Raw genomic sequence first — 17,400 nt, 5'->3', positions numbered from 1 at the left:
ATAATATTTATATGTGCTTTGATACACGGTATTTTGCGGATCGAATAGGCAAAAAAACTTGTGATGGAGTAAATAGTAAGGAACTATAATTTATTTGTCAGTTTAGCTGGAAATCTTTTTGGCAGAAATCCATATGTTATTTATACAGGTATCAGGCTAAAATACTTAAAGGGCTAAACATCTATTTAATCTAAACTTCATATCTAGTCGATTCTGTACCTCTTTAAGAAAGTAATCTACCCATAGGGATTTACCATTGTCGCATTCAGGATAATGTAATATTCAATACAACTTTTACTGTATAGGTAAAATTAAGTATTTGCAACTAGATAAAGTAAAAATATCCGGAAAGTCAATTTATACCGAGAAAAAGTTATGTAATTATCCTTAAGTAAATTTAAAGAAGCGATAGCCAAAAATACCGGAAATCTACAAAACCCAACAAATTAGACATCTCCGGAAGGGTTCTGGGGAACGCATAATTAAATTAGGTCGATGTCTATTGTAAATGGTTGCGAATTTTAATTGTCCTACCCTAAGCAGACACAACACCCGGCTTAAATCCTCCAACTGACACACTGACATTAAAAAATCATCCAAATCTAAATCTTTGTTGCGACCAAACATATGAGTACATTCGAGAATTCATCATCAGTTCCCTATTTGCCCAATGCAAATGGTCAGTTACCTCTAATTTTACATAGCCAACCTTCTGCAATCACTCAAGTGCCAGAAGAGCAAGGTTTGCGCGATTTTTTTGGTGTGATGCGACGACGGGCATTTGTTGTGTTGGGGGTAAGCACTACAGTTGTTGGTGGTGTGATGGGCTTGACATTAAAGCAACAACCTCAATACGAGGGAAAATTTCAGGTTTTAGTCCAACCTGTTAAGGATGACAACAATTTGCCCAAGGTGACACCTTCGACAGAAGGAAATGGACAGAAAACTGAATTCGACTATGAAACGCAAATTCAGGTACTCAAGAGTCCTGAATTTATGAAGAATGTTGTCAAGCAGTTACAAGTATCTTATCCAGAGATGGATCGGGAAACGCTGCTTGAAAAGCTGAGTATTAATCAAGTTGGTGACACTAAAATTATTGAAGTCAGCTATAAAAGCATTAATCCATCGGAAATTAAGAAGGTTCTCGACAAGCTTTCAAATGCTTATTTGGTCTATAGTCGGGAAGATAGACAAACAAGCTTGCGTCAGGGTTTGGAGTTCATAAAGAAAGAACTCCAGGGGATGCAAGCGCGAGTAGATAATCTCCAAAAGCAATTACAATTCTTCCGTCAGAGAAATAATTTCATCGATCCTGAAACTCAACAAGAACAAATTACTAATCAAGTTAAAATCTTGTCGGAGCAGAAAATAGGTGTCGAGCAGCGTTTGGCAAAAGCTCGCTCGGAGTATGGCAGGTTACAAACAACGGAAGGAGCGCAAGCTGTACTGCGAGATGCTGATGTATATAAGCAGGTAGTAACTGAAATTCGCAAAATTGAAGGTGAAATAGCAAAGGAGCGAACTCGTTTTAAAGATGATACCGACATGATTGAAGTCTTGCGGGAAAAACGAGAAAACATGCTACCTCTACTACAAGAAGAAGCACGACGAGTTCTGACTATTCGAGTTTCGGAATCTGTGAACGAAATTCAGAGTTTGGAGCAGCAAAAACAGAAGATTAACGAAAGTCAGCTGATGCTAGATCGTCAAATCAAAGAATTACCAGTCATAGCACGACAATATACCGAACTCCAGCGCAAACTTCAGGTAGCGACTGAGAGTTTGAATAGGTTTTTGACGACTCGTGAAACATTGCAAATTGAAGTTGCACAAAAGGAAACACCTTGGCAGTTAATTCAAGCACCAATTCAGCCCAAAAAACCCATATCACCAAATCGGACAAGGAATGGAATTTTGGGATTAGTTGCAGGTACTTTATTAGGAGTTAGTGCAGCTTTGATGCTGGAAAAATTGGATACAACCTTCCGTTCGGTTGATTCCCTCAAAGAAAAGCTGCGACTGCCATTACTAGGAACTATTCCCTATCAGAGAAAACTGCAAAAAAAACACAGCAATTCCCGAAGTCTGGCAGGTTCCAAGCATCTTAAACTAGCTGGCAATACAAACCAGATGCAATTACCACCTGCTTCTTATGAATTTCTTTACCAAGATGAATCATCAAAATTCTTGGAAGCATTGCGGGTAATGCATACCAATATCCAATTATTGAATTGCGATCGCCAAATTCGTTCGTTGGTTGTGAGTTCGGCATTACCTGGTGATGGCAAATCGACTTTAGCTTTTCATCTGGCATTAACTGCATGTGCAATGGGGCAAAAAGTCTTGCTTGTTGATGCGAATATGCGTCGTCCTAATATTCATAATTTGGCATCGCAAAACAACCAACAAGGCTTAAGCAGTCTAATTTCTGGTTCTGCAACCCTGGAACAAGCAATGGGAAATCTGCCTTCAATGGCTGATTTTTCAATTATCACTGCTGGACCAACACCACCGGATCCAACTAAACTTCTATCATCTCGAAAAATGAGACAATTCATGGTTGAGATGCACGAGGAATTTGATTTGGTAATTTATGATGCACCACCTTTAACTGGACTTGCGGATGCGAGTTTGCTGGCATCTTATACTGATGGTTTAGTTCTTGTTGTCGGGATGGGTTCAACTGAGCGAGATACAATCCAACAAACTCTTGATGGTTTGAGAATGTCACAAATTCCTGTATTAGGAATGGTGGCAAATCGTGTCAAAAATGATTTAATTAACAACCATTACTATTATTATCAAGCGGAGCAAACTCCTGTGGAAGAATATTAGCATGAGTTAGGAATTGGGAATTATAATAAAAAGATGATGAAAAAAAAACCCCCACCGCCTGTGGCACCTCCCCTTACTCAGGGGAGGTATGGAGGGGTTAAATAATGTGTAGTATTACATTATTAGGAATTAGGAGTTAGGAACTCTTGTCTCTATTTGTATTTATTCAGACTTCTGACTTCTGTATTCTGACTTCATTATTTTTCTACTAAGCTGTCTTAAAGAACCGAATAATTTCCCGCACATGATCGAGGAATTGTCCATCGGTAGAAAGTTGCGCGATCGCTTGACGAGCTTCTCTGGATAGACGCTCGTGTTCGGTTTGATTGGTTGCGCGTAATTCTTCTAAATTGGAGACGATTCTTGCTAATTCTCGACGAGTTTCTTCAATATAGTTTTGTTGATTTGCTGCTACTGAATAAGGCTGTTCGGGATTTAGTTGTTCTTCTAAACGTTTGACTGTTTCTTCCAAAGTATCAAATCGATAACGTAATTCCATTACATCTTCACGGGGGTATTTCCACTCTTGACTAATCGTACTTAGTCGTGAATATAAATATTCGTAAGCACTAATCGCTGGTCGTAAAGCTGTTAATAATAATGCTGCACCAGAGGAAATATAACCAACGGCACTAATACCTGTAGCAGCTAATACATATAAACCAACAGTAGAAATTAAATGTAGTGCGATCGCAATAATTAAGGAACGTTTAGCAAGGATTTTGACGTAATTTTGCTGCTTTTCATCAACAGCAATACCTTTTTCTTGGGATTGCTCTCCTTCCGCTAAAACTTCTTTTGCCTGAAAATGAATATTCCAAGGTACTGTCACAATTACTAATAACCACCAAAAACTAGCACCACCAATTACCCAATCGAGAAAGTTACCAGCAGAAACATGAAACCATTGTAGAACGCTGAATATTAGCAGCACTAAAGTGACGATTCCTAGACTGGAACCGACAAAAAAGTTAAAATACATCTTTTCTATTCCCAATTAAAGTATTTATTTTATCTTGACATTTGGGAAAGAATATGTGTTCCGTAAATGTGATGGTTTCTAGAGCTACACACAGTTATCTGGTGGTTAACCACTATTGAATCAAATAACTTCGCCAAACAGGTTCGACTTCACCCCTAATTTTTTCAGTTTGCAAAAGTCGCCAAGTTTTACCTTCTTTTTGTAGCTGCATGTAAACTTCAAAAGGCTTATGCGCTTGACTTAACTGACGTTTTGGTAACTTTAATGTTAGGTCGTAGGTTCCCTGAACTTGGTACGCAGGTAAAGTTTGGATTATTTGGTATTTTTGCTGACTAATGGCTAGGTGCTTAATTTCAAAACCTTTGACATTTAAATCTAACTGCTTGCTGAGTTGCTGCTGCGTTCGTTCCACTTGTAGAGCTACAGCTTTTTTCACCAAACTATTTGTTGGTGTGAGTGGATTACTGTTACAAGCGCTGAGAAATACCATCAATAAACAAATTGCAATCAGCCGAACCATCCCAGTTTCTCCTCTATGTCACTGCAACTGCGATCGTACAAGATATTTTGGATTTTGGATTTTAGATTTTAGATTTTAGATTTTGGATTTTGGGTTTTGGGTTTTGGATTTTGGGTTTTGGGTTTTGGATTTTAGACTTCGGCTTCGCTCAGTCGAACGATTTTGGATTCTTCCCCTACTCCCTTCTTCATCCAATATCCTCTTGGTGGTTTTTCAATCCCGTAAGCTTTACACCACTTCTCAACCGCTTTATCGGATACTCCAAAATCCTTACCTATTTGTAATGTCGGCTTTTCCCAAACCATCTTTTCTAATTCTTCCTTTAATGGTCTTTCAACTTTACGTGTCTTAATTCTCGCTTCTGAATTTACCTTCCTGGTAGTTAAATCCACCCCAAACTCTTTGTAGTTTCGCTTGGGTGCATTGTCTGTGAAATCTGTAAAATCCTCCCACCAGTAAAATGGTGTCGGAGACAATGGTAATTCTGTAGTTATGCAACAGCCACCAAATTTTATTGATGGATATACGACTTTATCTAAATCAGGCAAGTATAGAGCATAATAATCAAAATCATCTAGTTTGTACTTCTTCTCATGAGAACCGTTTTTATCTGCCCAACTGGTTCTATTTTTCACCACACCATCAGCACTAAATTTTGCTTGAATCCGGTAAAATTTTGCGTCCTTATAAACAACCAAGTCAAATGGTAAATGCTCGCAGGCAACTGGTGCTAAAACTGAGTATTGCTTGTAGATTAAATCTGCTATGGCTTTAGCAACAGCTAAATCGCCTTTATTTTTAGTGTGGTGAATCAAAACACGAACCCTCAAACCTTCGATGACTGTATCATGGAACTAGAGGTAAAAGGTTCGTATTTATTAAAATGAGCGCAGCAGGACTCGAACCTGCGACAGACGGATTAGAAATCCGTTACTCTATCCACCTGAGTTATGCGCCCAATAGAAAATAACACTAGGATATTCTATCTGTGTATTTCAAAAAATGCAATCAAAAACGTAAACTTTTAGTATGGGAAAGCCTAAATTTAGACTGGCAGTATATCAATTTACATTAAAAAGCCCCCAGATGGCTCTGTAATTGAGTATATTGTGTAGTCAAGTTGACTTTAAAAATATGTTAACTTGTACGGAATACAACTTATCTGCATAGTGTAAGTGTAAAGTCAATATATTGGGCGATACAATCATTGTCAGATTTGTCTATTCTATACTTGTCGTTTTCTATGCCCCTGTTAGGAGTTATTTGCGTTCGTCATGTTCATTCTTAAGCGTCAGGATGTTGAAATATCAAGCATTCAGCACCCGAAGCGGGACCAGCAGGTACCCATACTTGATTATCAGGGGCAGACTTTTCGGTTGATTAGCGTCTTTAAAGCTAGCCAAGAAGAAGAAGCTAAAGCTCTGTGGCGGGAACTGACTGATAACCGTGGAAAAGCCTGTGTTTTGTTAGAAGAACCCGATCGCTATAGCGTTTGGGGTAAAGTACGTGCCGAACACGTGACTAGTGATACTAGCGACCATAGCAGAATACGAATTTTGCTCCAAGGTTGTATTCTGCTTTTACAGTCGGCACAAATCGATATTGAGGAGATGCTTGGCAGCAAGCAGGCTAACTTATTTGAAAAAGATATGTCTGAGGTTTGTAGACAAAAGCAATTTCCGCAAGTTTCTTCAATCGATGCAGTTAAACATATACTTAGTATCAATCCTTTACAAACTCTCCAATTACCCGCTTGGCAAGAAAATCACGTAATTACCTTTTTGCAGGAGTTGCATCATCTTGGTAAAGCCTATTTTGGCAATACTAATTTTGCTAACCCCGTTATCGACCGCTTGCAAGATATGCCCGAAGGCGATCGCTCGTTTTTTATCGCTTGGCTTGGTCAATCATCGGTAAGTAAGCTGTGGCACTAGCTTCTAGTAGTTTTACTTAGGCTGTTTTTTGACTGTTGCGAGTATATTGATGGCTAAAGCTATTGAATTCCTTACTTAAAAAGCAACTTAATAGCCAAAAAAACTACCAAGTGCATCTGCACAGTTAGATTAATATGAGTAATATTTACAACAACTCTTATCCGTCAAAATCCCTCCTATCAACCCAAAATATAGTATTAGCTTGTATGGGTTGGGCAATACTGGCATTACTGTACTTCTTGCTATTTAGCGCCCAAATCCCCACACAAACAGCAGAAGGAATCAAACCACTGCGAGCCGAATGGTACATAATTGGTACAAATATTTTTGAAGCGATCGCTTATCTCGGTTCAGGTATTCTATGCTTAAGGAATTGGCGAAGCCAGCAAATCGTGACTGGTAGAAACGTCTGGCTTGCCATTGGCATCGGTATGCTTTCATTTTTTTTGGGAGGAATATTCTTCGGATACACCGAAATTGTTCTCAAAGAGGAACCTTTCCCTTCAATTGGCGATATATTTTTTGTAATTACCTATTTGTTCGTAGGCTTCGCCATGATTTCGGCAGTGCTATCCAAACGAATTAATCTCGAACCTTGGCAATGGTTGATTATTATTGCGATCGCAGTGTCAGGAAGTGCGCTAGCATGGTTAATCTCTAGCCAAACTCCGAGTGCAGAAAGCCAAATTGCTCCTTGGGCAACTCAAATCGCTCCAATATTAAATTGGTTTTATGTCGTTTCCGATGTACTGCTATTAATTATTGCGACAGCTTTACTGCTAGCATTTTGGGGTGGACGTGTTTCTTTGTCTTGGCGAATGATTGCAGCCGCAGCATTTTCGCTCTACATTGCAGATATGTGGCAAAAATTTGCCACAAATTCGATTCTAGAATACCAAAGTGGAGGGATACTAGAAGTATTCTATGTGTGGAGTGGAGTGTTGTTTGGTATGGGTGCTGTTTTAGAATACGATGCATCGCTATTACGTTCGCGGCGCGATCGGGGACGAAAACGAAACTAGCAAATGTGAGTCTACCGTGAGAAAACTAACCGAACCAGATAAACAAGAGATACTCAAGTTGTACCGCGAAAGCGCTGAAACAACTTCGACTTTGGCGGAAAAGTACGAAGTTAGCAACTCGACGATTAGCCGTTTACTCAAAAGTACCTTACAGGAGGATGAGTACGAATTTCTCGTTTCCCTCAAACGGGCAGCACGAACCCCCGAAGGGAGAGCGCAAGTAAGTTACGATAATATCCCAACGGCGTTTGTTCGGGAGGAAATTGAGCCAGCTCCAGTGCCAATTTTGGAACCGACACCGGAACCAGAATCGAAGCCAAAGCCCACACCTCGTAAAGCTAAATCCACTACCAAAGAACCAGTGGTGGTAGAAATGCCATCTGCATCTGAGGTAGCAAGCGAATCTAAGGGTGGAATTCGGCGAGTGCGGAAGCGTTCTTTGAATGCAGACGAAGAACTACAAACCCTCGTACCTGTTGCTAGACAGTTGGATTTACTCGAACAAATTCCAGAAGTCCCTAGTATTGTCAGCCCATTGTTGGAAGATATGACTCCCCAAACAAATGCGATCGCATCAATGTTTGGCGAAGATATGCTGGGTGATGATGACGCTGATGATTTGGACGATTTGGACGATTTGGATGACTTCGATGACGAAGATGATGATGACGAAGATGATGATTGGGAAGCACCTCGTCCCTTAGTTAACCGCTCCCGTAGTGGTGACAGTTTAGTTCAGGTTTTACCTTTATCATCTGCAAGTTTGCCTAGGACTTGTTACCTTGTCATCGACCGTTCGGCTGAACTTATCACCCGTCCGTTAAGGGATTTTGGTGACTTAGGGCAAATCCCCAACCCTGAAACCCAACAACGTACCTTACCTGTGTTTGATAACCATCGGGTTGCCAAGCGGTTTTCCACAAAGCGCGATCGCGTGATTAAGGTTCCCGACAGCCGCATGTTGCACAAAGCCCGTTATCATCTCCAAGCTAAGGGTATAACCCGCTTATTGATTGATGGTCAGGTTTATTCTTTCTCGAATGTGTAGTTGAGGTTATTAGTTATTCATTAGTCATCAATTATATGGACTATGAACTTTCTCACTACACCACAATTAACCAGGTTACCATCGGGGCATAGCAAACGCTGTGCCCTTATCATTAGTATTTATATTTTTTTGAGAGAGATTTTACCTCTACCGAAAAACCATAAACAAAAGCTATATTAATCAAGTTTCTGATAGGTAAATATCAACATTCATATTCTTTACTTTGTCAAGGAATCATCACAATCATATTTCGACCTACCAATTGACAGTACTTCCAGACAGGTGTATTCTAAGAATCGGGTGCTTATGTCTACTAATATCTACTCTCTTGGAACCCTTGTGGTTACGTTGTAGTGAAGTCGAAAATAATCGCCAAAATCCGGCTTTGTAACAGTAACAATTATTCTGAATTTAAGTACGGTTGACAATTGTGCGAAAATAGGTATTTGCTAATTGTTGAATGAGATTTCAAGAACCATTATTAATTTTCAAAGCTAATTTCTCAGCCAAATCGATAATGTCATCCTTACGGGCAATTTCATTTATCCATTCACTGGGAATATTTTCCACTCCATAATAAATCCCTGCTAAACCTCCTGTCACTGCTGCCGTGGTATCTGTATCACCACCTAAATTTACAGCTTTGAGGACAGCTTCAGCGTAAGAAGTACTATTTAATAAGCACCATAAACAAGCTTCCAAAGTATCGATTACATAACCACTCGAATGAATTTCCTTTGCAGGTAGAGAAGCGATCGCACCACTAAAAACCCTGGCAAATCATCTCAGAGTAAATGTTCATTTTACTACTCAGTGCTTAGGCTGTGACAGATTAAAAAGTGTCTATTCTGATAGTTTTTGTCATGAATTACTGAAACTTTTAAGTAAATATTAAGTCTTCAACATGCCAATTAGTATGACTTGTAAACAATTAGAATAGAGCATCAAGAACAATAACATTTTTAGAGCAACAGAAAAAATAATCGGAACCTTTTAGTATTTTTTTCGACCTTGATATTAAAAGCAATACTTACAAATTAGGTTCCATAATTATGAAAGGTGTGATGAAGTCTTTTGTGACAATTTCTGCATTGTCAGTGTTAACTATTGCTCCCATTTTTATGTCTGCTGGTGAAGCATCTGCCGCACCCAAAGGTACCGACGCAAGCTATGTTGGGGTTGGAGTCTCTGCTGGTTTAACTAATGGTGGTCAAACTGGTGATGCTGCAACCTTTGGTGGTAATATGGTAGGTCGTGCCAAATTGGGAAGAACTCCATTTTCACTACGTGGTCAAATTAACTTTAGTGACCAAACCAGCGCAATTATCCCCCATGCAACTGTAGACATACCCGTTGGTAATACTACTAACGTCTATGTTGGTGGTGGTTATCAGTTTGTGGAAAAAAACGGCAAACCAACCCCATCTGGTAACGAAGATGGTATTGCGGTTGTAGCTGGTGTAGAATCAGAAGTTGCGAAGAATTTCCTTGTTTATAGCAACGCAACCGTTGGAGTTAGAGCTTACAAAAATAGCCCCGCATCTGCTGTCAGCATTAACTCAGGGATTGGTTATCGGTTTAAATAACATCTAGTTTGTGCTGAATGGGTAGTAGTTATGGGTAATTCTTCATTTATGATTACCCAATAACCAATAATCAATAACCAATAAGTATTAACAAAAATCGAATAAGTATTATTGCTGGGTTTGTCGAATCTTGAATTGCTGACAAACTCGGCATTTTTGCGTGATAGAATTAAATCAAATTATTCAACGAAATCCCGACCGGATTACCGGGAATAAATGTCGAATGGGTGCTTTTAACTACCTGGTTCGGCTTGTCGCGATCGCATTATTTTAAGAACACTAATTAAACTCCAATGGTTAAATCTGCCACTCCTCCCACAACCGTAACTCGCAAGCCCTCCAAAGTCGAAGGTCTAAAAGAACAAAGCAACTTTTTATGTGAACCAGTGGCGACGGAGTTACTCCAGGATACAACTCACTTTAGCGAAGATGCGGTACAAATTCTCAAGTTCCACGGTTCATATCAGCAAGATAATCGCGACAACCGCACTAAAGGACAGGAAAAAGATTATCAGATGATGCTGCGAACCCGAAGCCCTGGGGGTTTAATTCCATCACAGTTGTATTTGACTCTAGATAAATTAGCGGACGAATACGGTAATCATACATTACGTGCGACCACTCGCCAAGGGTTTCAACTCCACGGAATTTTAAAGAAAAATCTCAAGTCCACCATTGCCGCAATTGTCAAAAATATGGGTTCGACTTTAGGTGCTTGTGGGGACTTAAACCGCAATGTCATGGCACCACCTGCACCATTTGTCAATAGGGCAGAATATCAATATGCGTGGGAATATGCAAACAATATTGCTGACTTGCTGACACCACAAACTGGTGCATATTACGAAATATGGTTGGATGGGGAAAAAGCTATTAGTAGCGAAGAAAGCCCCGAAGTCAAAGCAGCACGACAAAAGAACGGTACTGGAACCACTTTTCATGATTCCCCAGAACCGATTTATGGTAAGCTCTACATGCCGCGCAAATTTAAAATCAGCGTGACTGTACCGGGTGATAATTCCATTGATTTGTATACCCAAGATTTGACCTTGGTTGTGATGACCAATTTCAAGGGAGAATTAAAAGGGTTTAACGTGTTTGCTGGTGGTGGTTTAGGACGTACCCACGGCAAAGAAGAAACCTTCGCACGGGCAGCAGATCCAATTTGTTACGTAGACAAAGCAGATGTTTACCAATTAGTGAAAGCGATCGTGGCGACGCAGAGGGATTATGGAGATAGAACAGACCGTCGTCATGCTCGGTTAAAATACTTAATTAACGAGTGGGGTGTTGATAAATTCCGCACCAAGGTCGAAGAATATTTTGGTAAATCCCTCGAACCCTCTAAATATTTAGCGAAAAAATTCAAATATCAAGACTTCCTTGGTTGGAACGAACAGGGTGATGGTAAGTTATTTTTGGGTCTTTCGATTGATAACGGTCGTGTCAAAGACGAAGGCAAGTTCCAGCTAAAAACAGCACTGCGCGAAATAGTGGAAAAATTCAACTTACCAATGCGCGTAACTCCCCATCAAAATGTTCTTCTTTGCGACATTTTACCGGAAAATAAACAAGAAATTATCGCAATTCTAAACCGTTGCGGTATAGTTAGCGACCCAACCAAAATAGACTCCCTAGAAAGGTTGTCAATGGCTTGTCCAGCTTTACCTACCTGCGGATTAGCAATTACAGAGTCAGAAAGGATTATACCCTCATTTTTGCAGCGTATTCGTACCTTACTCAAAAAAGTCGGTTTACCAAAAACAAGTTTTGTCACCAGGATGACAGGATGCCCAAATGGTTGTGCCCGTCCCTATATGGCAGAATTAGGGCTTGTGGGTAGTGCCCCAGAGTCATATCAGGTATGGTTAGGTGGATGTCCCAATCAAACCCGGTTAGCACGTCCATACACCGAAAAAATGCACGCAGATGATTTAGAGACTTTCCTCGAACCAATTTTTGTGTTGTACAAACAGCAGCGCAAAAAAGAAGAAAGCTTCGGGAATTTCTGCGATCGCATTGGATTTGATGCTATCCGCGAATTTTCTGATAATTATCAAGCTTAAGGGAAGGCAGAAGGCAGGAGGCAGAAGGCAGAAGGGAATAAAGTATTATTTATTCTTACTTATGCCCTTCCTTCTGTTATGGGGGTTGATTATCTTTTCTGCATATTTCCCCTACTCTCTAATTCTTCAGAAATTTTAAACCTGTTTCTAATGCCTTTGTGAATCCTTTTGTGCCTGGAAATTCTTGAATACTAATGGGAGGTTGAGGATTAAGTATTGGTTGCTGTAGAGTCAAACCCAACCAAATTACATCATGCCAAGCACCACATTTGTAACCGACATTTTTGTAAGTTGCTGCATGTTGAAAATTCATGGATTCGTGAAGTTTCATACTAGCTTGGTTGGGTTGGGTAATCCCTGCATAAGCATTATAAAAACCCTGAATTTTTAGTAGTTCAAATAGTGATGTATACAAAGCATATCCAATTCCTTGACGACGTGCTTTTTCATGAATATAGACACTCACATTTACTGACCATTGATAAGCTGTGCGTTCGTGATGGGGTGCAGCATAGACATAACCAAGGACATCGCCACCATATTCATACACCAACCAAGGGTATTTTTGCAATAGTTTAGTAATTCTTTGGGTCATTTCCTCAATTGTTGGTGCTTGGGTTTCAAAGGTTGCAGGTGAATGTTCGCAAAATGGTGCGTAAATTGCTTGTATTTGTGGTGCATCTTCTGGGGTTGCAAGTCGAATTATTGGCATGTTGAGATTTTTTAATATTTTTAAACGCAAAGGAACGCGGAGGTAAGCGCAGAGTTTCGCTGAGAAATAAGGGAGAGAGGAGGAAAGGAAGAAAGTAGAATAATTGGAATATCTTCCTAAATAAAGAATTATAATGTCCCAACTGCAACGAATTGTCGTTTCTCCTTCCCAACTTCAAGATAATCAAATTTCCCTAACTCCCGAACAGTTACATTATTTAGTACGGGTACTGCGATCGTATGACGGGGATAAGTTTATCGCTATCGATGGTACGGGAAAATGGTGGTTAACAAAGTTACAGGGCGAATTTGGAATAGTTTTAGAACTTCTGGAAGTACAAACCGAATTACCTATCTCTGTAACTTTATTACTGGCATTACCCAAAGGAAATGGATTTGATGATGTTGTCAGAGCTTGCACTGAATTAGGAGTAGCAAATATTGTACCTGTGTTGAGCGATCGCACTCTCTTAAATCCGAGTCCACAAAAGCTAGAACGCTGGAGACGCATCGCGATAGAAGCCACAGAACAATCGGAACGTACAATTATCCCCACAATTCTCGAACCAATGACCTTCAAAGCTGCATTATCAGCACTTACAGCCGAACAAAAATACATCTGTGAAGGACGTAATAACAACCCACACTTACTTAGTTACTTGCAAAATCAAAAACAAATCACCAACAACCAAATAATTATCGCGATTGGACCAGAAGGAGGTTGGACAGACACCGAACTCCAACTCGCAACCGAAACCGGATATCAACCCGTATCCCTGGGCAAACGCATCCTCCGCGCTATCACCGCTCCAACCGTCGCACTATCACTAATTTCCGCATTACATGAAGTATAAAAGATATTATATTAACTCCTTCCCACCTTTGCGCCTCCTTTCAGGTTCGCCACCTTGACGGGACGGAAACCGACAACACCAAGTGGACTCACTGCGTCTCTGCGCGAGCCATTTCTTTTATTTCTTTTATTAACCCATTAAATCATGTTAGAACAGGTTGCTACTGCATTTGAACAAAAAGACTATAAAACCGCCACCAAAATACTTAAACAACTATTAAAAGAAACACCCGATGACCCCTGGGTAAAATTATACGTAGCCAAAATCCAAGAAGTAACAGGAAAACACCAAGAAGCAGAGAAAATATACCGGAAACTATTACGTAATACCACCAACAGCAAAATAATCACCCAAGCCAGACAAGGATTACAAAAACTACAGGAAATCGCCGAAGAAGAACGTAAACGCTGCATTTCTCAAGCCACATCAAGCCTTAACGACACGGAACCAGGAGTGTTAATCTTAGAAGCAATTAGCAACGAACTGAAAACCCCAGCAGCCCAAAAACTTGCTAAAATAATGCAGATAGAACCTTACAACGCCAGACTTTTGCTACCTAGTCGTGGTTGGCGTTTATACAAAACAGGTGCTATCGGAGAACTCAAATTTTATGGTGAGCAATTCCAACAAAATGGAATACCTTGTTTTTGCTCAACCTTAGCTGCGATCGCACAAATCCAAGTTTTTCAAGTAAAATACTTTGAGGAAGTCGGTTCCCAACTCACTATAGTTTGTATGAACCAATCCGAACAACTTGGTTCACTCACATTTGCGCGATCGGAAGTTAAAGCCAGGGTTAAGGGACTATTACCAATTTTTGAAGAGGTAGTCAACCTTAACAACCGTCTCAAAATTAACCGTAAAACCGAAACGCAAGATTATACCCAATTTTGCGATTTACATGTACCAAATAGAAAGTGTATTTTGCGACTTCACGATAGCAATTATCAATTTAAAAAAGGAATAGAATTTCCCAGCGATAAGGACACAAATACTCTTCGGATCAATTGGAACAACTTAACTTATTGGCTTGACGAACAACTACCACAAGTCAAAATCTGGTCTGATTTTACGCCATTTGCCGAAACAATATTAGACCAAAATGAAATGCTGAGTCACATCAAACCTCACACTCATCTATTTCGCAGAGAAGCAAGTAATTGGGACCCAGCATTTCAACTATATAGTGGATTAGTATATGCGAAAATTAGGGAATCGGGTATGGCAAATTAATATTTCTATTTTCCCTTTCCCCCTAATCCTACTTTTGAGTTGGAGTCTTTGCTGTACGTGCCATTTCCAAAAACCCATTCATATTTGGACCTGGACGACGACGACTGCTGCTACCATTAGTTAAAAGATATTTGGTTGCAAAGTTTTTTTCAGTCGGTACTTCAGGCTTTTTCGCGACTGCTGCGGCTAGAATTTCCGAGGTATCTAGTACTTTTGCTGTTTCCGCTTTTTTCTCTCCTTTAGCTGCTTGGATTTTAGCAGTTTTGGCAGCAGCAGCAATCTCTTTTTTAGTTGCTTTCCCGTTAGAATTTGCTGCTACTGGTGCAGTTGTAGAAGCTTCGGCAACAGATGCGGGTACTACTGTTGGGGGTTTTGCACCATTTGATGCTTCAGATGGTTTCGTCTCTGTGTCATCCTTCAACTCTAAATAAAAACTTTTATCGCTTTTTTTTGCTAAATTTTTGATAAACCCAAACATGGCTATTTTCTCTCCCTTATTCTGGTACTAATCGACGTAAGTGCTGAAAAACAGGTAATATTTTACCGTTTTGAATATTTAATTCAGTGCCGTTAATTTTAGTTTAACTAACACTTTACAAATGACAAAACTCAATGTCATAAATTTTGTCTTTATCCCCATAAAAATTAGGTCATAGAAATTAAGTAAATGACCTATTTTTTAGTTACTTTGGGATATTTAATCATTTTTAGCTCCATATTGTGCTTTTTCTTATCCACCTATTTTCGATGTTTGAACTTTGACAGCGCAATACAAATTGACTAAAAAAGTCAATACCCAAAATATACCAGATAAGTAGCGTCTAAAGGTATCTGATACTCTATATCAATATTATGAGATTTTACCCAACTTTAAGTAATTTTTTTTAGTAAATATCTTTACAAAACTTTACTTAATTTTCCCATAATTCCAACTATGGCATTAAAAATTTAAGTCTAACCTGTCTGATTTGGAGTAAATCTAAAATCAGCATTAACCCCTGAACGCGATATCCAAGTACGTATCACAATCAACGAAGTAAAATATATGGCAAATTAATAATAGTTAAATTGTGGAGATAGAAATGTCTAAACTCAATCAGAAGAACAAGCTTGTATTAGTGCATGGAATAAATGACACTGGAGCCGTATTTGATAAAATGGCGACCTTTTTGAGAAATGAGGGATGGTTGGTATATGCTCTGGATTTGGTTCCCAATAACGGTGATGTGGGGTTAGATAAATTAGCGCAGCAACTTGGCAAGTACATTGGTACCATTTCTGAAGGAGAAGCGATCGATATTGTTGCTTTTAGCATGGGGGGAATAGTTAGTCGCTATTACATTCAGCGTCTTGGGGGAATTAACCAAGTACAAAGATTTATTACAATTTCCTCTCCACACAATGGAACGGTCATGGCTTATGCATCCCAGAGTCCAGGTTGTGTGCAAATGCGTCCAGATGACTTGTTCCTCAAGGATTTAAATTCCGATGCAAAGATGTTGAAGCAGTTAAACTTTACCTCGATTTGGACACCCTATGATTTGATGATACTTCCTGCAAAAAGTTCGCAAATGCCATTTGGACGTGAAGTCATAGTTCCAGCATTGGTTCATCCGTGGATGCTGACGGATATGAGGACAATGAAAACAGTTGCGGAAGCTTTAGTAGAACCATTTAATTAGGATTCAGGATTCAGGATTCAGGATTCAGGATTCAGGATTCAGGATTAATAAATAAAAACTCCTAACTCCTAACTCCCTATATATCACCGATGTTTCCATACTCAGAACTATCAAAAATCGCTTTGGGATGACGGTAGTATTTAAATTCCATCAAATTGTAGAATGGGTCTTCCAAAAAGAAAGTACGGTGTTCTAAAGGAGTTTTAGCGAAACGAGTTTTTGCTTCTTCACGAAAGGGTAATTGCTGAGATAAAGCCCTTTCTAATAGAGCTTCCCAGTCTGCCTCTGAAGTAAAGATTAAACCGAAATGTCTTGGATAAATACCGCGTTGAGGTGTTAGTACTGACATGGTTGTATGGGCAACTAATTGATGTCCGTAGAGGTTGAGAATTAATGCCTGAGGGTTTTCGCGTCCGAGAATGCAACCCAATCCATCGATATAATATGCTTTAGCTTGAGGAATATCGGTGATGGGGAAAGCGAGGTGGAATATTATAACTTGGTTCATAAATAATTTTAGAAAAGCGTAAATTATTGCTAGATACCGAATACATTAAATTATGACTCTGATTTTAGGAATGCGATCGCAGTTAATATGGATACAAAGTACCATCGTGTTAGCCACTCCCGTAAAGAGTATCGCAGTAGCTAAAAACCCCCGTATTTAAAATTAAAACCAAACGGGAAGTCGAACGATATCTACAATTAAGTGGTCTAAACTACACGATTTTGCGTCCATCTGGATTAACATCAAATTTGCTTCCCCTAGCTGAAGGTTTCCGAAAAACAGGATTATATTTACTAATTAGCGATGCCTTCGGTGAGCTACGCTAACGCACAAATCGAAGGGTACATCCCAGTTTTTATTCTTCCAAGAAAGATAAATAAATCATGAGAAAGTAAAGGGAAATTAAACGCGAACGC

General features: G+C 39.5%; 15 protein-coding genes, 1 tRNA gene and 2 pseudogenes. 10 read left to right on the top strand and 8 right to left on the bottom strand.

Features of this window, described 5'->3' with window-relative positions; genetic code table 11:
* Positions 1-627 precede the first annotated feature (627 nt).
* Positions 628-2,838, top strand: coding sequence for a GumC family protein (locus CK510_RS11290; RefSeq protein WP_095721797.1), 2,211 nt, complete (start codon positions 628-630; stop codon positions 2,836-2,838).
* Positions 2,839-3,046: 208 nt separating this feature from the next.
* On the opposite strand, the gene CK510_RS11285 is transcribed toward CK510_RS11290, so the two are convergent.
* The 4 genes from CK510_RS11285 to CK510_RS11270 form a co-directional block, all read right to left on the bottom strand.
* Entirely contained in the window at positions 3,047-3,820 is a 774-nt protein-coding gene (locus CK510_RS11285; RefSeq protein ID WP_095721796.1) for a hypothetical protein, read from the bottom strand.
* A gap of 112 nt (positions 3,821-3,932) precedes the next feature.
* The gene (locus tag CK510_RS11280) at positions 3,933-4,340 is read right to left on the bottom strand and encodes a hypothetical protein (RefSeq protein ID WP_095721795.1); all 408 of its coding nucleotides are present in this window, start codon (positions 4,338-4,340) and stop codon (positions 3,933-3,935) included.
* A gap of 131 nt (positions 4,341-4,471) precedes the next feature.
* Entirely contained in the window at positions 4,472-5,155 is a 684-nt protein-coding gene (locus CK510_RS11275; protein ID WP_245912067.1) for a group I intron-associated PD-(D/E)XK endonuclease, read from the bottom strand.
* 69 nt (positions 5,156-5,224) lie between these two features.
* Positions 5,225-5,298, bottom strand: a tRNA-Arg gene (locus CK510_RS11270).
* A 316-nt stretch (positions 5,299-5,614) separates the two neighbouring features.
* Here CK510_RS11270 and CK510_RS11265 point away from each other — a divergent pair.
* The 3 genes from CK510_RS11265 to CK510_RS11255 all read left to right on the top strand — a co-directional run bounded on the left by CK510_RS11265 (position 5,615) and on the right by CK510_RS11255 (position 8,344).
* On the top strand, positions 5,615-6,274 hold the full coding sequence (locus tag CK510_RS11265; RefSeq protein WP_095721794.1) for an Npun_F0813 family protein: 660 nt from the start codon (positions 5,615-5,617) through the stop codon (positions 6,272-6,274).
* A 134-nt stretch (positions 6,275-6,408) separates the two neighbouring features.
* Positions 6,409-7,296 carry a hypothetical protein gene (locus tag CK510_RS11260; protein ID WP_095721793.1) on the top strand — a complete coding sequence of 296 codons (888 nt, stop codon included), beginning with the start codon at positions 6,409-6,411 and terminating at the stop codon, positions 7,294-7,296.
* A 16-nt stretch (positions 7,297-7,312) separates the two neighbouring features.
* Complete coding sequence (locus tag CK510_RS11255; protein WP_095721792.1) at positions 7,313-8,344, top strand: transposase; 1,032 nt, start codon at positions 7,313-7,315, stop codon at positions 8,342-8,344.
* Positions 8,345-8,812: 468 nt separating this feature from the next.
* Here the strand turns inward: CK510_RS11255 and CK510_RS11250 are convergent.
* Positions 8,813-9,124, bottom strand: a pseudogene (locus CK510_RS11250) (ADP-ribosylglycohydrolase family protein); the annotation flags it as partial.
* A 272-nt stretch (positions 9,125-9,396) separates the two neighbouring features.
* Here CK510_RS11250 and CK510_RS11245 point away from each other — a divergent pair.
* Together CK510_RS11245 and sir are read left to right on the top strand one after the other, a co-directional pair.
* Positions 9,397-9,930, top strand: coding sequence for a putative outer membrane beta-barrel protein (locus CK510_RS11245; RefSeq protein ID WP_095721791.1), 534 nt, complete (start codon positions 9,397-9,399; stop codon positions 9,928-9,930).
* Positions 9,931-10,223: 293 nt separating this feature from the next.
* The gene (gene sir / locus CK510_RS11240; RefSeq protein ID WP_095721790.1) at positions 10,224-11,996 is read left to right on the top strand and encodes a sulfite reductase, ferredoxin dependent; all 1,773 of its coding nucleotides are present in this window, start codon (positions 10,224-10,226) and stop codon (positions 11,994-11,996) included.
* 118 nt (positions 11,997-12,114) lie between these two features.
* Here sir and CK510_RS11235 read toward each other — a convergent pair whose 3' ends face one another.
* The gene (locus CK510_RS11235; protein ID WP_095721789.1) at positions 12,115-12,708 is read right to left on the bottom strand and encodes an arsinothricin resistance N-acetyltransferase ArsN1 family B; all 594 of its coding nucleotides are present in this window, start codon (positions 12,706-12,708) and stop codon (positions 12,115-12,117) included.
* A 133-nt stretch (positions 12,709-12,841) separates the two neighbouring features.
* Here CK510_RS11235 and CK510_RS11230 point away from each other — a divergent pair, with 133 nt between their 5' ends.
* Both CK510_RS11230 and CK510_RS11225 read left to right on the top strand, forming a co-directional pair.
* Complete coding sequence (locus CK510_RS11230; protein ID WP_095721788.1) at positions 12,842-13,561, top strand: 16S rRNA (uracil(1498)-N(3))-methyltransferase; 720 nt, start codon at positions 12,842-12,844, stop codon at positions 13,559-13,561.
* Positions 13,562-13,705: 144 nt separating this feature from the next.
* On the top strand, positions 13,706-14,794 hold the full coding sequence (locus CK510_RS11225; RefSeq protein ID WP_095721787.1) for a tetratricopeptide repeat protein: 1,089 nt from the start codon (positions 13,706-13,708) through the stop codon (positions 14,792-14,794).
* A gap of 28 nt (positions 14,795-14,822) precedes the next feature.
* Here the strand turns inward: CK510_RS11225 and CK510_RS11220 are convergent, their stop codons facing one another.
* Positions 14,823-15,272, bottom strand: coding sequence for a hypothetical protein (locus CK510_RS11220; protein ID WP_095721786.1), 450 nt, complete (start codon positions 15,270-15,272; stop codon positions 14,823-14,825).
* A 604-nt stretch (positions 15,273-15,876) separates the two neighbouring features.
* Here CK510_RS11220 and CK510_RS11215 point away from each other — a divergent pair.
* Positions 15,877-16,476 carry a lipase family alpha/beta hydrolase gene (locus CK510_RS11215; RefSeq protein ID WP_095721785.1) on the top strand — a complete coding sequence of 200 codons (600 nt, stop codon included), beginning with the start codon at positions 15,877-15,879 and terminating at the stop codon, positions 16,474-16,476.
* Between the two features lie 76 nt (positions 16,477-16,552).
* On the opposite strand, the gene CK510_RS11210 is transcribed toward CK510_RS11215, so the two are convergent.
* The gene (locus tag CK510_RS11210) at positions 16,553-16,984 is read right to left on the bottom strand and encodes a VOC family protein (protein WP_095721784.1); all 432 of its coding nucleotides are present in this window, start codon (positions 16,982-16,984) and stop codon (positions 16,553-16,555) included.
* Positions 16,985-17,133: 149 nt separating this feature from the next.
* Here CK510_RS11210 and CK510_RS33390 point away from each other — a divergent pair.
* Positions 17,134-17,289: pseudogene (locus CK510_RS33390) on the top strand (SDR family NAD(P)-dependent oxidoreductase); the annotation flags it as partial.
* Positions 17,290-17,400 lie beyond the last annotated feature (111 nt).

This window comes from Brunnivagina elsteri CCALA 953, assembly GCF_002289455.1.
Classification (GTDB): Bacteria; Cyanobacteriota; Cyanobacteriia; order Cyanobacteriales; family Nostocaceae; genus Brunnivagina; species Brunnivagina elsteri.
The sequence above is the reverse complement of the archived record's forward strand: the minus strand, read 5'-3'. Positions and strand labels throughout refer to the sequence as shown.

Excerpts from the sequence above, each read along its gene's own strand:
- CK510_RS11280 (WP_095721795.1), bottom strand. The coding sequence starts at position 4,340 with ATGGTTCGGCTGATTGCAATTTGTTTATTGATGGTATTTCTCAGCGCT.
- CK510_RS11265 (WP_095721794.1), top strand. The coding sequence starts at position 5,615 with ATGTTCATTCTTAAGCGTCAGGATGTTGAAATATCAAGCATTCAGCAC.
- CK510_RS11260 (WP_095721793.1), top strand. The coding sequence starts at position 6,409 with ATGAGTAATATTTACAACAACTCTTATCCGTCAAAATCCCTCCTATCA.
- CK510_RS11290 (WP_095721797.1), top strand. The coding sequence starts at position 628 with ATGAGTACATTCGAGAATTCATCATCAGTTCCCTATTTGCCCAATGCA.
- CK510_RS11220 (WP_095721786.1), bottom strand. The coding sequence starts at position 15,272 with ATGTTTGGGTTTATCAAAAATTTAGCAAAAAAAAGCGATAAAAGTTTT.
- CK510_RS11215 (WP_095721785.1), top strand. The coding sequence starts at position 15,877 with ATGTCTAAACTCAATCAGAAGAACAAGCTTGTATTAGTGCATGGAATA.
- CK510_RS11230 (WP_095721788.1), top strand. The coding sequence starts at position 12,842 with ATGTCCCAACTGCAACGAATTGTCGTTTCTCCTTCCCAACTTCAAGAT.
- CK510_RS11210 (WP_095721784.1), bottom strand. The coding sequence starts at position 16,984 with ATGAACCAAGTTATAATATTCCACCTCGCTTTCCCCATCACCGATATT.
- CK510_RS11245 (WP_095721791.1), top strand. The coding sequence starts at position 9,397 with ATGAAAGGTGTGATGAAGTCTTTTGTGACAATTTCTGCATTGTCAGTG.
- sir (WP_095721790.1), top strand. The coding sequence starts at position 10,224 with ATGGTTAAATCTGCCACTCCTCCCACAACCGTAACTCGCAAGCCCTCC.
- CK510_RS11225 (WP_095721787.1), top strand. The coding sequence starts at position 13,706 with ATGTTAGAACAGGTTGCTACTGCATTTGAACAAAAAGACTATAAAACC.
- CK510_RS11285 (WP_095721796.1), bottom strand. The coding sequence starts at position 3,820 with ATGTATTTTAACTTTTTTGTCGGTTCCAGTCTAGGAATCGTCACTTTA.
- CK510_RS11235 (WP_095721789.1), bottom strand. The coding sequence starts at position 12,708 with ATGCCAATAATTCGACTTGCAACCCCAGAAGATGCACCACAAATACAA.